At 70.1% G+C, this 14,131-nt stretch carries 13 protein-coding genes; 1 reads left to right on the top strand and 12 read right to left on the bottom strand.

Annotation, left to right across the window (positions count from 1 at the left end; all coding sequences use genetic code 11):
• The 11 genes from ASF72_RS14150 to ASF72_RS14100 all read right to left on the bottom strand — a co-directional run.
• Positions 1–968: spermidine synthase (locus ASF72_RS14150; RefSeq protein ID WP_200933660.1), on the bottom strand; the 968-nt coding region annotated here is incomplete at its 3' end.
• 143 nt (positions 969–1,111) lie between these two features.
• On the bottom strand, positions 1,112–2,674 hold the full coding sequence (gene rfaE2, locus ASF72_RS14145) for a D-glycero-beta-D-manno-heptose 1-phosphate adenylyltransferase (RefSeq protein WP_056599935.1): 1,563 nt from the start codon (positions 2,672–2,674) through the stop codon (positions 1,112–1,114).
• The gene (locus ASF72_RS14140; RefSeq protein ID WP_056599932.1) at positions 2,671–4,101 is read right to left on the bottom strand and encodes an aldehyde dehydrogenase family protein; all 1,431 of its coding nucleotides are present in this window, start codon (positions 4,099–4,101) and stop codon (positions 2,671–2,673) included. The genes rfaE2 and ASF72_RS14140 overlap by 4 nt, the downstream gene beginning before the upstream one ends.
• Before the next feature lie 43 nt (positions 4,102–4,144).
• The gene (locus ASF72_RS14135) at positions 4,145–4,858 is read right to left on the bottom strand and encodes an SDR family oxidoreductase (protein ID WP_056599929.1); all 714 of its coding nucleotides are present in this window, start codon (positions 4,856–4,858) and stop codon (positions 4,145–4,147) included.
• Between the two features lie 27 nt (positions 4,859–4,885).
• Positions 4,886–6,463 carry a PfkB family carbohydrate kinase gene (locus ASF72_RS14130; protein WP_056599926.1) on the bottom strand — a complete coding sequence of 526 codons (1,578 nt, stop codon included), beginning with the start codon at positions 6,461–6,463 and terminating at the stop codon, positions 4,886–4,888.
• Positions 6,460–7,173 (bottom strand): D-sedoheptulose-7-phosphate isomerase, encoded by a 714-nt coding sequence (locus ASF72_RS14125; protein WP_056599923.1) that lies wholly within the window; start codon positions 7,171–7,173, stop codon positions 6,460–6,462. Before ASF72_RS14125 ends, ASF72_RS14130 begins: the two co-directional genes overlap by 4 nt.
• Positions 7,170–8,423, bottom strand: a complete 1,254-nt coding sequence (locus ASF72_RS14120) for a glycosyltransferase (RefSeq protein ID WP_056599920.1) — start codon at positions 8,421–8,423, stop codon at positions 7,170–7,172. Before ASF72_RS14120 ends, ASF72_RS14125 begins: the two co-directional genes overlap by 4 nt.
• Entirely contained in the window at positions 8,420–9,451 is a 1,032-nt protein-coding gene (locus tag ASF72_RS14115) for a glycosyltransferase (protein ID WP_056599918.1), read from the bottom strand. The genes ASF72_RS14120 and ASF72_RS14115 overlap by 4 nt, the downstream gene beginning before the upstream one ends.
• Complete coding sequence (locus ASF72_RS14110) at positions 9,448–10,536, bottom strand: glycosyltransferase family 9 protein (RefSeq protein ID WP_157370993.1); 1,089 nt, start codon at positions 10,534–10,536, stop codon at positions 9,448–9,450. Before ASF72_RS14110 ends, ASF72_RS14115 begins: the two co-directional genes overlap by 4 nt.
• Positions 10,536–11,090 carry a D-glycero-alpha-D-manno-heptose-1,7-bisphosphate 7-phosphatase gene (locus ASF72_RS14105; RefSeq protein WP_056599914.1) on the bottom strand — a complete coding sequence of 185 codons (555 nt, stop codon included), beginning with the start codon at positions 11,088–11,090 and terminating at the stop codon, positions 10,536–10,538. The genes ASF72_RS14110 and ASF72_RS14105 overlap by 1 nt, the downstream gene beginning before the upstream one ends.
• A gap of 135 nt (positions 11,091–11,225) precedes the next feature.
• Positions 11,226–12,095, bottom strand: a complete 870-nt coding sequence (locus ASF72_RS14100) for a sigma-70 family RNA polymerase sigma factor (RefSeq protein WP_082484285.1) — start codon at positions 12,093–12,095, stop codon at positions 11,226–11,228.
• A gap of 145 nt (positions 12,096–12,240) precedes the next feature.
• Here ASF72_RS14100 and ASF72_RS14095 point away from each other — a divergent pair, with 145 nt between their 5' ends.
• Entirely contained in the window at positions 12,241–13,275 is a 1,035-nt protein-coding gene (locus ASF72_RS14095; protein ID WP_056599912.1) for an NAD-dependent epimerase/dehydratase family protein, read from the top strand.
• An 11-nt stretch (positions 13,276–13,286) separates the two neighbouring features.
• Here ASF72_RS14095 and ASF72_RS14090 read toward each other — a convergent pair whose 3' ends face one another.
• Complete coding sequence (locus ASF72_RS14090) at positions 13,287–13,847, bottom strand: hypothetical protein (protein ID WP_157370992.1); 561 nt, start codon at positions 13,845–13,847, stop codon at positions 13,287–13,289.
• Positions 13,848–14,131 lie beyond the last annotated feature (284 nt).

Below are 14,131 nucleotides of genomic sequence, written 5' to 3'. Positions count from 1 at the left end.
GGTGGTGTGGGCCCACGCCCGCCGGGTTCCCTGGCCGAGCTTGCGAGGTCAGGGTGCGGGTGGGGAGGATCGGAGCGGACGGGGGCGCCGGCGGCAAAGGCCCGCACCTGCGCGTCGTCCCACAGGTGTGCCGGCACGGCACCGCCGAGCAGCCGGCGGACCAGCCGCGGATCGTCGGCGAAAGGGATATCGCTGCCGGCCATCACCATGTTGCCGTAGCGGCGGCCCTTGAGCATGGCGGGATCGGCGATGATCGCGGTATAGGCAAAGGTGGCCGCGATGGTGGCCGCGTCCTCCCGGGCGTTCTTCAGATCCGGGGCGTCGCCTGAATTCACTACGTACATACCGCCGGGCGCCAGCACGCGGGCAGCATGCCGGTTGAATTCGGCGGTGGTCAGCGGCCTCGGGGTCAGGGCCCCGGCGAAGACGTCCCTGATGATGAAGTCACGGGTGTCGGCGGTGAGCGTTTCGGTGACCTCGCGGGCCTCCCCAACCCGCAGCCGCAGCAGGGGCGCCTTGGGCAGGTCGAACCAGCCGCGCACGTATTCGGCCAGTTTCCCGTCCAGCTCCACCACCACCTGGCGGGCATCCGGGTAGGCCGCGGCGAAGTACCGCGCCATGGAGCAGGCGCCGCCGCCCAGGTGCAGGCCCCGGATCCGGCCCGGCTGGCCTGCGCCGGAAGAAGCGTCCGACGGCGGCCAGCGGGACTCGATGAGCGCGGCCATCCAGCGCATGTATTCGAAGTCCAGGAACAGCGGGTCGGCCAGGTCGATGTGCGAGCTCATGACCCCGTTGATCTTCAGGAGCCAGCCGGTGGAGTTGTCCTGGTCGGCGATGAGTTCGCAGTCCCCGGTGTCGACGTAGTACACGCCTTCCACCGGACCATCGGGCCGCGTGCCCTTGGGGATCTCCACCACGCCTGCTGCCGGCCTGCTGCCCCGGCCGGCCGCCCGTCCGCGTTTCGCCATTACCCGCGCCGCACTTCATTCATGCTTCAACCCTAGTGTGCAGTTCACGGCCGGAAAGTTGGCGGCCTGCGGGCCGCCGGCAGGTACGGCAAACGCGACGTGCCCGGGACCGCATTCGGCTGCATCTGTTGTCCGGCCCGCCGTCACCGGTTGGTTGCCGCGCCCTCCCCATCCCGGATCCGGTTGACAACGGCAGTGGTGGACCGCTCCGCGACGTAGTCCAGGATGGCCACCCGGCCGCCGTACTCCTCCACGGCGGGTGTTTCCGCCAGCATCTCAGGGGTGTAGTCGCCGCCCTTGGCGTACACCTCAGGCCGCAGGTGCCGGATCAGCGGCACCGCCGTGGGGGTGTCGAAGACCGTCACGTAATCCACGCAGCTCAGGGCGGCCACCACCGCGGCCCTGTCCGCAACGTTGTTGATGGGCCGGCCGGGGCCTTTGAGCCGGCGCACTGAGTCGTCGCTGTTGAGCGCCACCACCAGCACGTCACCGAGCTGCCTGGCCTGGGACAGGTAGCGGGTGTGGCCGCTGTGCAGGACGTCGAAGCAGCCGTTGGTCAGCACAATCCGCTGCCCCTCAGCCCGGTGCAGCTCCATCTGGCGGAGCAGTTCGTCAGCGCCCAGCGCCGTGTCGGCAAACGCCCGCAGGTACCGGCTGAGCTGCCCCGTACTGCAGACGGAGGTGCCAGGCTGATGGACCACCACGTCCGCCGCCGCCTGGGCAAGGTCCAGTCCGGCTGCCAGCGGCAGGCCACCGGCGATCGCCAGCGTCAGCGCCGCCACAAACGTATCCCCCGCCCCTGAAGCCTGCTTTTCGGCGGCGGGCCGTGCCCAGGTCCGGTGGGCCATGCCGCCCGGACCCAGCAGGACAGTCCCGTCGCGGTCCAGCGTGACCACCACGGCCCGGGATCCGGTGGCAGCCAGCAGCGCCGACGCCGCCGCCGCCACCGCGTCCACCCGCTCCGGCCCTTCGGGCAGCCGGCAGCCCAGCAGCCGGGCCGCTTCCTGGGCGTTGGGCGTCACCAGGTCCGGCCCAAGCTGCGCCCAGGGCCGGGGATCGTGGGAATCCACCACCACCAGCGGGCGCCCCGGGCCGCCAGCGGCTGGCCCCGGGCCGGTTCCGCCCAGGACAGCCAGCAGCGCAGCCCGCACGGGTTCCGCAAGCACTCCGGTCCCGTAATCACAGACCAGCACGGCGCTGCGGCGGCCGACGGCGTCCTGCACCGAAGCGGCCAGCGCGGCCAGTGCATCGGGCGGCACGGCCGTGGCTGAGTCATCCATCCGCAACAGCACCTGGCCGCCGCTGCTGATCCGGATTTTGGTGGTGGTGACCATGTCCGGGTGCGACTGCAGGTACCGGACGTCGATTCCTGCGGCCACCAGTTTGTCCCGTAGCTCCACCCCCGCGGCGTCCGTGCCGATGATGCCGGCAACGGCCACCCTGGCGCCGAGCGCCGCCAGGTTCATGGCGGTGTTGGCCGCGCCGCCCGGGGCAGCCCCGCGGGAGTTGATGTCCACCACGGGCGCAGGAGCCTCGCGGCACATCCGCTCGATGCTGCCGGTCCACCAGCCGTCCAGCATCACGTCGCCAATCACCAGCACGGCCGGCTGTTCCGCGGCCAGCCGGCCAGGCAGCCAGTCGGCAAGGGCCTGCTGGTTGGCGAGGTCCACCTGCCCCGGCTCCGCATCCTCCGCCGCGGGATTCATACCTTTTCCTCAGCGTTTCCGCTGGGTGCCGGCGGCGCAGCGATGTGGACCACTTTGACCTGGCTGAACTCGTCCAGCAGCTCCGGCCCGTAGCCAAACCCGTGCCCGCTCCCGCCCCGGGGCTGCGCCGCGCCACCGGGTGCCCCGCCAAACACCGCGTTGATCTTCACCGTTCCCACCGGCAGGTCCGCCACGGCCTGCTGGATGTGCGCCACCGAGTTGGTCAGGACTGTGGCTGCGAGGCCAAACCGGCCGCTGCACGCGAGGCGGAGGCCGTCGTCGAACGTGTCCACCACCTGCACCGGCGCTACGGGGCCAAACGTCTCCTCCGCCATCACGGCCATGGCCTCCGTGCAGCCGAGCAGCACCGTGGCCGGGTAAAACGACCCGGGACCGGCGGGCACGGCGCCGCCTTCCGCCGCCCGGGCACCGTGGTCCAGGGCGTCGGCGACCTGGGCATGGACAGCCTCCCGCAACCGTCGGTCCACCAGGGGCGCCACCGAACCGTTGGCGTTCCGCAGGGCAGCCTCCGCTTCGAGCGCGGCGCAGAACCTTTCAGCAATGTCAGCGTGGACGTAGATCCGTTCCACGGCCGTGCAGATCTGGCCGCTGTTGCTGAAAGCGCCGACGGCGGCCTGCCCGGCGGCCCAGGCCGGGTCCACGTCGCGATCCACCAGCAGCGGATCGTTGCCGCCGTTCTCCCGGATCACGTGGGCGCCGGCGCGGGCCCCGGCCACGGCGATGCCGGCGCCCGCCGCGCTGGAACCGACGTGGGCCAGCACATCCACCCCGGACCCTGTGAGGAGCCGCCCCACCCCGGCGCCACCGGAAACGGTGGCGAGCACTCCGGCCGGGAAGGTCGGTGCCAGCACTTCACCGAGGGCCTCCCCCAGCCGGGGGCAGCGTTCGCTGGGCTTGTGGATGACGGTGTTGCCGGACATCAGTGCGGCCCCGATCAGCCCACAGGACACAGCCACCGGATCATTCCACGGCGTGAGCAGGACGGCCACGCCGCGCGGTTCCGCCACTGTGTAGTCGCTGGCGAGCCTGTCACCGCGGAGGCTGTGGCCGCGGTGCACGGGACCCAGCTCGGCGTACTGCTCCAGCGTGGACACCCCGGCGGCGATCCCGGCGAGGGCCTCGTCAATGGGCCTGCCGGTTTCACTGGCATTGAGCCCTGCCAATTCGGCGGCGGCCTCAGCCAGGGCTGCTGCCGCGGCGCGGACGGCTGCCCCGCGTGCTGCCGGGGCTGTTGCTGCCCAGCCCGCGGCAGCACCCCGGGCCACGTGGACGGCGTGGTGCACCGCCTCCGGGGGCGTTTCCGGTACCGTCCACAGGGTTTCCCCGGTGCGCGGGTTGATGATGGTGATCCCGGCGCTGACGGCCGGTTCGTGATGGTCAAGGGTTTCGGTGGCAGCGGTAGGCATGTTTGGCTCCTGTGGGTTCGGTCCCGGCTGATCCCTTGAAGGGTCAGGGCCAGGAGCCCTCTTCTTCGTGGCAGACCAGCATTTCGCGGATTTCGCATCCCGGCGGCTGGGTCAGTGCGAACAGGATTGCCTGGGCCACGTTGCCGGGATCGTTGAGGCGCGAATCGTCCTGGGGCTTGTACTGTTCGGTGCGGTCATCAAAAAAATGTGTTTTCATCCCGCCGGGAATCATGGTGGTGACCCCAATTTTCCCGCCGGTTTCCGCTGCCAGGGCGTGGCTGAAACCCACCACCCCGAATTTCGAGGCGCAGTAGGCTGTGGCGTCGGCCACGGCCCGCTTGCCCAGGGTGGAGGCCACGGTCACCACCCGGCCGTGCGTTGCGGCCAGGTGCGGCAGTGCGGCCCGCACCACGGAGACGGTGCCCATCAGGTTCACCCCGATCACCTTCTCCCATTCAAGGGCGTCCACGTCCGCCAGCGCACCGCACCGGTCGATGCCTGCGGCCGTCACCACGGCGTCGAGTCCGCCGAGCATTCCGGCAGCCTCGCGCACGGCGGCTTCCACGGCCGGCCGGTCGGCAACATCCACTTCCACGGCTTTGACCCCCGCCACCTTGCTGATGTCGCGGTCCAGTACCACCGGGGTGCCGCCGGCCTGAAGCACGGCACTGACGACGGCGGCCCCCAGTCCCGAGGCACCGCCGGTGACGAGCACCCGGCCTGGTGAGCGGCGTGCAGTCAGGTTTTCTGCGGTCATGATGTTCCCTTCGGTAGGCGAAACAGGTCAGCCGACTTTGGCCAGCGCGTCGGCAAGGCCGGTGGTGGAACGGGCAGGGTGGAACGGGACGGTGAGGCAACGGCCGCCCCAGCTTTCGACCAGGTCCGCTTCCGGCAGGCGCGCGCCCCGGTAGTCGCCGCCCTTGACCCAGATGTCCGGACGGAGGCGTTGCAGGGCGGCTTCAGGGTTGTCCTCATCGAACACCAGCACCGCATCCACGCATTCCATGGCGAGCAGCAGTTCGGCCCGGTCCTGTTGGCTGATGATGGGCCGGCCGGGACCTTTGAGCCGTTGTGTTGAGGCATCGGAATTCAGGCAGACCACCAGGCAGTCCCCCAATTCGCGGGCGGCGGCAAGGGAGCGGACATGTCCGGCGTGCAGGAGGTCGAAGCACCCGCCGGTGGCCACCACCGTGCCGCCGCCGCCGCGGACGGTGCGGGCCAGAAGCAGGGGTTCGGTGCTGCGCCTTCGCGCCGGGGTCCGGGACGGCGGCGCCAGGGCGGGTCCCGCCGGGAAGCCCGCCTGTTGGGATACGGCTGCGGACACTGCGGCGGCGGCCGGTGCGGGACCAGCGGGCAACGCAGGAGTCGCGATGCCCTCACCGGCTCCGGCGAGGGCCGAAACACCGCCGGCTGCGAGGAAGTCAGCGGCGTCCCGGACCGCCAGCGTGGCGGCCTCCTCCAGGCCGAGGCCGGACAGCAGATGCACCGCCAGCCCGGCTGCCAGCCGGTCCCCCGCACCGCAGGGGTCCCCGGTTTCCACCCGTGGCGCCGGAACGCAGCGGGAAGCGGCGTTGCCTTCCTGCAGCAGGACGGCACCATCGGCCCCGGTGGTCACCAGCACGGCGCCGCTGCGCCACCGGGCCAGCAGGACATGGGCCAGGCGGGCGGCTTCCCCCGCAATTGCTGATTCTCCGGCAACCTCGACGGAAGCAGTTTCGGCTGAAGCCCGGGCATGGGTTCCGCCTGGATTGTCTCCGTGGCCAGTCCCCGCCGGCTGGCCTGCCGGCGCTGCGGCGGCGGCTTTTCTGGCTTCCGCGAGGTTGGGCGTTACCACTGCAACGCCGGGCACCGGATCCGCCCCGGCGGGGTGCGGGTCCCAGATGACGGGCACCTTCCTTGCCACCTGCTCCAGGACGATGCGCAGCTGCGGATTGGCGGCCAGGCCCCTGCCGTAATCGGCGACAATCACCACCTCCGCGGCTTCCACGGCCCTGAGCATGTCCGGCGTGGTGTGCGGAACCGGCGTGGCGGCGCAGCCCTGGTCGAACCGGACCACCGGGTGAGAGCCGGCCCGGACCCTTGTTTTCACCGGCGACGGGTGGCTCGTGGCGCCTGCCACCAGCTGCACACCGGCGAGTTCAGCTGCCAGCTGGCGGCCGGCGTCGTCAGCTGACAGCACCGTCACCAGGGTCACCGGCCGGCCGTCCGCCGCCAGCATCCGGGCGACGAGGCCGGCGCCGCCTGCCCTGCGCCGGACGCTGGTGACATCGACCACCGGGACAGGCGCGTCCGGGCTGAGCCGCGTGGCCTCCCCGGCAAGGTCCACATCCAGCATCACATCGCCCACCACCACAATGGTCATGGCCGCAGTCCTTCCGGCATGCGGCCGGCGTTGCCTGCCGCGGCGCGCCGTGCCACCTCGAGGTCAAAAGCCCGGCACACCGCGTGCAGCGCGATCAGGTGTGCCTCCTGGGCGTTGGCGTTAAGGGCATTCACGGTGACGGCCTGATCGCACGCAGAGGCCAGTGGATTGGGGCCGACGCCGGTCAGCGCCCAGGTCCGGACGTTCAGCCGGGCTGCCACCTCCGCCGCCCGGAGCAGGTTCGGGCTTTGGCCACTGGTGGACAGCAACATCAAGACGTCACCGGAGCGGCCGTGCGCCCGGACCTGCCGGGCAAACACCTCGTCGTAGCCGTAGTCGTTGGCGATTGCGGTCACGGCCGAGGTCTCCGCGTGCAGGGAGATGGCCGAAAACGGGACGCGCTCGCCGTCGAACCTGCCCACCAGTTCGGCGGTGAGGTGCTGGGCTTCCGCCGCTGAGCCGCCGTTCCCGGCTGCCAGCAGGCGGTGGCCGCGCAGCAGGCGCTGGGCCAGCTCCACCCCCCATGCCGCCAGCCGGTCCGACTGGCTCCGCAGCGATTCCAGCGCCGGTAAAACATTGCCAAGATGGACGCGGACGGCGTCCGCGCTGGCCTGGTCCACATACGGTCCGCCCGGACGCGGCCCCTGCCGGGCAGCGGTGCGGGCGAGGGCATCAAAGGCCACATCGCGGACCGAAAATTCTGCCGTCACAGCGCGGCTCCTTCCATGGAAACGGCGCCGGCCGTTGTGCCGGCGATGGCAGCCAGGTACGCCTTTTCGGTTTGGGCGGCCACCCGGTCCCAGGAGTAGAAGGTGCGTGCGCGCTGCTCACCCGCGCTGCCCAGCCGGGTCCGCAGGGCCTTGTCCGCCAGCAGCATGGCGAGCGCAGCGGCGATGGCGGCAGGATCGCGCGGCGGAACGTGCAGGCCGGTGCCGTGATCCACCACCGTGTCCTGCAGTCCGCCCACGGCGGCGGCCACCACAGGGACTCCGCAGGCCATCGCTTCGAGCGGCACAATGCCGAAGGGTTCGTACCAGGGAGCACACACCACGGCGTCGGCGCTGCGGAAGATGCCGGGCATTGCATCACGCGGCACCTGCCCGTGCAGGCTTACGTGGTTGGCGACGCCGAGGCGCGTGGCAAGGTCCAGGAGGCGCCGGACCTCAGGGTCCGGGTCAAGCGCAAGTGCGTTCCCGCCACCGCCCACAATGAGCAGTTCGACGTCGTCGAAGCCTGCTGCCTGCAGGTGGGGCAGGGCGCGGATCACCAGGTCCACGCCCTTGCGCGGCACCAGCCGGCCCACTGAGAGGACCCGGTGCCGCCGCCGTCGGGCGTCTGCCGGCCCGTCCGGAGCGAAGAAGTCCAGGTCCACCCCGCAGGGTGCGGTGGAGATCTTCGCCGCGTCGATGCCCATGGCGGTGAGTTCCAGGACTTCATCCGGGCAGGTGGCGATGATGCCGTCAGCGGAGCGGCCCACCCCCGGTTCCAGCCAGGTGCGCTCGGGCGGGCTGGTGTCCTCCGCACCCTGGTGCCGGCGCTTGACCGTGCCCAGCGCGTGGAAGGTCTGGAGCACCGGGACGCGGTGACCGGCGTCGGCCCGTCGGGCAGCGTCCAGGGCGGCAAGGCCGGACATCCAGAAATGTCCGTGGACCACGTCCGGCGGCCGCCTGGCCCAATCCGCAGCCACCCCGGCGGCCAACTGGCCCATGTAGGGCAGCAGCTGGTCCTTTGGAACGTGCCGGGCAGGGCCCGCATCCACGTGGACCACCTCAAGGCGCTGCCCCACCCTGACCCGGGCGGGAAGCTCCGTTGCGTCCCTGCGGGTGTAGACGGTGACATGGTGGCCGCGGCGGGCCAGGGCCTCGGAAAGGGCTGCGACGTGGACGTTCTGGCCGCCAGCGTCAACTCCGCCCAAGGCCGCCAGCGGGCTGGCATGCTCGGAGATCATGGCAATTCTCATGGTGCCTTCCTCTCTTGTGCCGGGACGAGGATCTGCTCGCCGGGGCCAGGGGTACTGTCTGCGCTGCTGCCGGTGAGCTCGGCCAGGAGTCCGTCCCAGCGGCCCAGGAACCGGCCCAGCCCGTAGCGTTCCAAGGCCGCTGCACGCCCGGCGGCCCCCCGCCGTCGTGCTTCCTCCGGGTCCGCCAGCAGGGTGCGGGCGCAACGGACCAGCTCGTCAAGGTCTGCGGACACGGCGCCGGCTTCGGGCGGGACGGCCCGGGGAGCCTCGGTGCTGGCCAGCGCCACCACGGGCATGCCAAGGTGCATGGCTTCCAGGAGCGAGAGCCCCAGCGACGTCCAGCGCATGGGGTGGATGTAGACGCGGCAACGGGCAAGTTCGCGGTGCAGCTGGGCGGTTTTCAGGTCTCCCCGGGCCCGCAACCGGGATCCGTCAACACCAATGGCCGCGGCCAGGCCGTGCGTTTCCATCCCGAACACCTGGAGCGGGGCCACCGCAGCAAACGCGGGGAGCAGGTCCGTTCCCGTAACCCGACCGCGGCGGACGGGTTCATTGACCACCACCGCCAGTTCGGGCAGCTCGCCCGTGTACAGCAGCCCGGGGTCCGGAATGCCGTGTTCGATCACGGTTGCCCGGGCCCGGCCGTTGTCCCAGGCCAGCTTGTTGAAATGGGTGACGTGCACCAGCGGGATGCGGTCCTGGTCGGCGAGCGGATGGGCAGCGAAGGGGAACCCGGTTTTGGGCGTGTTGTGTTCCAGGTACACGGCGGGGACGTCCACGCCCGGAACCCTGCCCAGGAGCAGGGCTACTGCCGATGCCTCGTCCGGCCGTTGCAGGACCACTGCGTCCACGGCCTCGGCCGGCAGCGTGGCCAGGTCCACCTCGTGGACGGAGGCGGGCCAGTCCCGGCCGGCGCGGCCCAGCCCCCAGGGGCCGCCGCCGGGGAGCACGGGGAGGAGGTACTCGTGCCTGCCGCGGACAAAGGCGTCGGTCCACGAACCGTGGACATGCCAAAGCAGAATCCTCATCGGTTCCACGCCTTTCGACGCGTGCTGGCGTGGGTGCTGAAGGAGCGGACGCCACCGATCAGGCGCTCTACGGCGGCCACCACGTCCTCCGGTGACACGGAATCCAAACAGGGGTGGCCGGGCACCGGGCATACCCGGGCGCGGGTCAGCCGGCACTCGGCGTCCTGGTCCCCCATCAACTCCAGCGGCACGCCGTAGGGTGCCCAGCGGATGGCCGGCACCACGGGCGAAAAGAGGCACGCGATGGGTGTTCCCACCGCCGCTGCCAGGTGGGCGGGGCCGGTGTTGCCGGTGATGAGGGCGTCGGCTCCCGCCATCACGCCAGCCAGGGTCCGCAGGTCGGTGCGGCCGCCCAAGTCCAGTGCGGACGGTCCCGCCACCGTCGCAGTCAAGGACGTTTCGGCGGGCCCGCCGGTGACCACCACCCGGCGTCCGGCGCCTTGGAGGAGCTCCACCGTGGCGGCGTGGTGCAGCGGCGGCCAGGCCCGGGCGGGGACGGCCGCACCCGGGTGGACCACCACGTACGGCTCCCCGCCGACCAGCGGGCCGGTGTTGGGAACGGACGAAAGGCGCAGCCGGCCGTCGTCGCCCGCAGGAAGCCGGAAGCCGGCCGACGTTGCGATCCCCAGGGCGCGCTCCGCTTCGGGCTGGTCCTCCGGAAAGTCCTCGCCGGGCTTGAGCCGGATGTCCAGCAGGGACCCGGCATAGTCGGTAGAGGCGCCGGTGATGCGTTCCACGCCGGCAAGCCGCAGCAGCAGCGCCAAGGGCAGCGGTGACTGGTGGAAGGAGGTGAGGATGACAGCCTCGGTGACCCGTGAATTGCGCACATAATCGATCAGCCGGTCTGCGTGCGGCCCGGTCAGGGCAGGCGCCGGGTTCATGATCCAGGGACTGTCCCAGCTGCAGACCTCCGTGACGCCCGGCAGCATTCCGGCGGCAGCCTCGCCGTCCCGGCCGCACAACAGCACCACGTTGTTCGGCCGCCGGCCGTCAGCAAGGCGGCCGTTGGCCACCGCCCGGACGGCCGGGCCGGCCAGCAGCACGTCGCCCATGCTGTCCAGCCGGGCCACCAGGACGCTTTCCACTATGGAGCCGCCGGAAGATAACCGGTTTCATCGAGGAGTACGACGGCGGACGCAAGGCTGGGTGCCACCATCCTGGCCGTTGCTACTTCTTCAGCCCGGGTTACCGGGGTGGGCACCAGGACGCCGGCCGCACCGGCCGCCTCGGCAGCGCCAACATCAGCACCGATGTCGCCGATCACTGCCGCTTCAAAGGGCTCGATGCCCAGCTTCCTGCAGGCGCTCAGGATCATGCCCGGGGCCGGCTTCCGGCAGCTGCAGCCATCCCCATCCCCATGCGGGCAGATTTCCCAGACATCGAACGGACCGAGGATTTCCTCCACCCGCCGGTTTACCGCCGCCACCTGGGCCGGGGTGATGAGGCCGCGGGCAATCCCGGACTGGTTGCTCACCACTCCCGTGGCCAGTCCCGAAGCGCGGATGGCGTCAAGGACCGGTTTGGCGCCGGCCACCGGTTCCACCAGGCAGGGGTCCCCGTTGTACGGGACATCGAGGACCAAGGTGCCATCGCGGTCGAACAGGACCGCCCGCAGCTTTGGCCTTTCGGAACTTTCCATACCCACCTTGTTCCCTCCTGATGCCTGCCTAAACAGGCTCCGTCACTTTTCCTGCCGGCCCTCCGCGTGCTGCGGAAAGGCCGGCAGGCAGGGGGCAGCACCCCGCCGGCGGCGGGCTTCCTGCCGTCGCTGCAGTTACCCCACCGGGCCGGGATCTCCCGGCCCGGGAAAGCATTCCCGGCCGGCCCGGTCCGCTGCCGGCAAGGTCCCGCGCCCGGATGCCGCCTCTTCGAGCCGGCCCTGAAGCTCCACCAGGACCCGTGCCAGCCGCCGCGACACCTGCATCTGGGACATCCCCAGCCTCTTCCCCAGTTCCGCCTGCGTTTCCTCGCAGAAGTAGCGGCGGTACAGGAGGTCCCGGTCCGCGTCCGCCAGGCCCTGGATGGCGCCGCGCAGGCAGGCCAGCTCCTCAAGCCTTTCGAGCGGTGAATCCTGGCACGGCAACACGTCCGCGATGCAGGGCGTGTCTGTGCCCGGATTGACCGCGTCCAGCGAATCAGGATGCAGGCTGCTGCCCGCCGAGATCGCTTCCCGCACCTCAGCCGGATCCACCTGCAGTTCAGCAGCCAGTTCCGCCACACTGGGGGTGCGCCCAAGGTCTTGGGTCAGTTCGGGTTCGACCCGGAACATCCGCGTCCGTAGATCCTGGATGCTCCGGGGTGGCCGCACCACCCAGGTCCTGTCCCGCAGGTACCTTTTCAGTTCCCCGGTGATAGTGGGTGCGGCGTAGGCGGGGAAGCTCCCGCCTTTGGCCGGGTCAAAGCCCCTGGCTGCCTTGACCAGGCCAAGGTAGGCCACCTGGTTGAGGTCTGCACGTTCGCGGCCCCTGGCCTCGAACCGTCTGGCCAGGGCCTCGGCGAGGTCCAGGTAGCTGAGGACCAGCTCATTGTCGAAGGTTTCCTGCAGCCGGCCGACGGGCTTTGGACGGGATGGTGACGGGTATTCTGCGGGGCACTGGCGGTCAGTAATGGGCTCCAGTGCGGCGGCAGCAACGGATTCGGGCATTGGGATGATTCCCTCGGTCTGGTTTCCGAAAGCCTGGGGCAAGACTTGTAAGCAGGAAATCATAAGGCTGCTTATTAAACAAGCTTTCCGGGGCTAGGCTCGGATGGTAGGGCCCGAACCGTCAAACCGCCAAGGAGTCTTCGCCATGCACATCGCCATCACCGGAGCCAGCGGAAACGCCGGCACGGCATTGCTGCGGAACCTGCAGGGACAGCTGGCCAGGAAGCCCGGCAGCCTGCGGTTGACAGCGATCAGCCGGCGGCTGCCGGACACCGGCCGGCAGCCCTACGCCGGGGTCGACTGGCACTGCCTGGACGTTGGGCTGGCTGCGGACCGTTCCAAACTGGAGCAGGCACTGGCCGGCGTGGACGCCGTGGTGCACCTGGCCTGGCAGATTCAACCCAACCGCGACCTGGAACAGCTCTACCGGACCAACGTCACCGGCACCCGGAACGTCCTGGCCGCCGCCAAGGCGGCCGGGGTCAAGCAGATTGTCTGCGCCTCCTCGGTGGGGGCATACAGCAAAGCGCCAAAGGACCAGCGCACAGACGAGTCCTGGCCGGCAGGCGGAATGGCCGGCTCGCATTACAGCCGCCACAAGGCCGAGCAGGAAGAAGCACTGGACCGCTTTGCGGCCACCGAGCCCGGGATTGCCGTGGCCCGCCTCCGGCCCGGCCTGATTTTCCAGGGTGATGCCGGCAGCGAAATCGGCCGCTATTTCCTGGGCCCGGTCTTTCCGCGGCTGCTGCCCAAACGGCTCCGAATTCCGCTGCTGACCGTTCCGGAAGGCTTGATTTTCCAGGCGGTGCACGCCGATGACGTGGCGGAGGCGTACTGGCGGGTAGTGGACCAGCGTGCCAGCGGTGCGTTCAACATCGCTGCAGAGCCTGTGGTCACACCCCAGGTGCTGGCCCGCATCCTGGGGGCAAAGCGCATCCTCCCCATCCCGATGGGACTTCTGCGCGGCCTCGCCGGACTGACCTGGCGGCTCAGGATCCAACCCACGGATTCGGGCTGGGTGGAGATGGCTGCCGGCGCGCCCATCATGGACACCGGGAAAGCCCGGCGGGTCCTTGGCTGGGAGCCACGCGTCTCTTCCGCCGACGCAGTCGCGGAAGTGCTGCGGGGCATGGGAACGGGCGACGGCGTTGCGCCCTCGCCCGTCCTCACACCCCGGTAGCGGGGGGCCGGCTAGATCTTCGGTTCCTCGGGATTTCCCGCGCGGCGCCGCCCTGTCCCTTCGGCGTCGGCGTCCCGCGCCACATCAGGACGCTGGCCGCCATCCCGGGCACCGGCGTCGGCGTCCCGCGCCACATCAGGACGCTGGCCGCCATCCCGGGTATCAGTATCGGGGTCCAATTCATCGGCCCGGCGCGTTTTCTGGCCAATATCCTCGCGCACCGACTGCGCCTCCGTGGAGTGCTTTTCGGCTTCCTGGCGCAGCCTGGCCGCATTCACCTGGGCCTGCTCGGCGTCCGCACGGGCGCGGGCAGCCTTGGCTTCGCGTTCGCGGGCATCAAGCTCCCGGTTCTCCGCCTCTTTGCGGATTTCCGCTGCTTCCTGCCGGTGATGCTGGTCCCGCTTCTCCTGGGCCGCCTTGCGCCGCCTCCCGGACAACAGGAGCAACACCACCAGGACCACCACAACAACAGCAACCACAATCCAAACCCACGGGGCTGATTCCACGCTTTCCACCACTTCCACCTCGATATGACCGGTCAGGCCCTCCGCCGTTCCGACTGACTTTGCCAAGACCGTTTAGAACCAGTTAGCAAGGGTACTTACCAATTGGTAGTAATCGTGCTTATTATTTTACGGCCAGAACAGCAGGTTACTTATCTACGGCCACTTCTCGCCGGTTTGGGCCAACCAAACCGGCCTGTTGGAAAGAGAGAGCAACGATGACAGAGAACCAATGGTCTGATACGCCAGCCCCCGCAGCACCCACCGCCGGCACCGGCGGATTCGGGGCGACCACGGAGTACGTTCCGGGCGCCACCCCCTTGGGCGATGTGACGGGCACCTCACGCAAGGAC

This window comes from Arthrobacter sp. Leaf141, assembly GCF_001424565.1.
Taxonomy (GTDB): Bacteria; Actinomycetota; Actinomycetes; order Actinomycetales; family Micrococcaceae; genus Arthrobacter.
The sequence above is the reverse complement of the archived record's forward strand: the minus strand, read 5'-3'. Positions and strand labels throughout refer to the sequence as shown.

Coding starts and splice junctions, on each gene's coding strand:
- ASF72_RS14120 (WP_056599920.1), bottom strand. CDS start 8,423: ATGAGAATTGCCATGATCTCCGAGCATGCCAGCCCGCTGGCGGCCTTG.
- ASF72_RS14115 (WP_056599918.1), bottom strand. CDS start 9,451: ATGAGGATTCTGCTTTGGCATGTCCACGGTTCGTGGACCGACGCCTTT.
- ASF72_RS14135 (WP_056599929.1), bottom strand. CDS start 4,858: ATGACCGCAGAAAACCTGACTGCACGCCGCTCACCAGGCCGGGTGCTC.
- ASF72_RS14130 (WP_056599926.1), bottom strand. CDS start 6,463: ATGACCATTGTGGTGGTGGGCGATGTGATGCTGGATGTGGACCTTGCC.
- ASF72_RS14100 (WP_082484285.1), bottom strand. CDS start 12,095: ATGCCCGAATCCGTTGCTGCCGCCGCACTGGAGCCCATTACTGACCGC.
- ASF72_RS14105 (WP_056599914.1), bottom strand. CDS start 11,090: ATGGAAAGTTCCGAAAGGCCAAAGCTGCGGGCGGTCCTGTTCGACCGC.
- ASF72_RS14140 (WP_056599932.1), bottom strand. CDS start 4,101: ATGCCTACCGCTGCCACCGAAACCCTTGACCATCACGAACCGGCCGTC.
- rfaE2 (WP_056599935.1), bottom strand. CDS start 2,674: ATGAATCCCGCGGCGGAGGATGCGGAGCCGGGGCAGGTGGACCTCGCC.
- ASF72_RS14095 (WP_056599912.1), top strand. CDS start 12,241: ATGCACATCGCCATCACCGGAGCCAGCGGAAACGCCGGCACGGCATTG.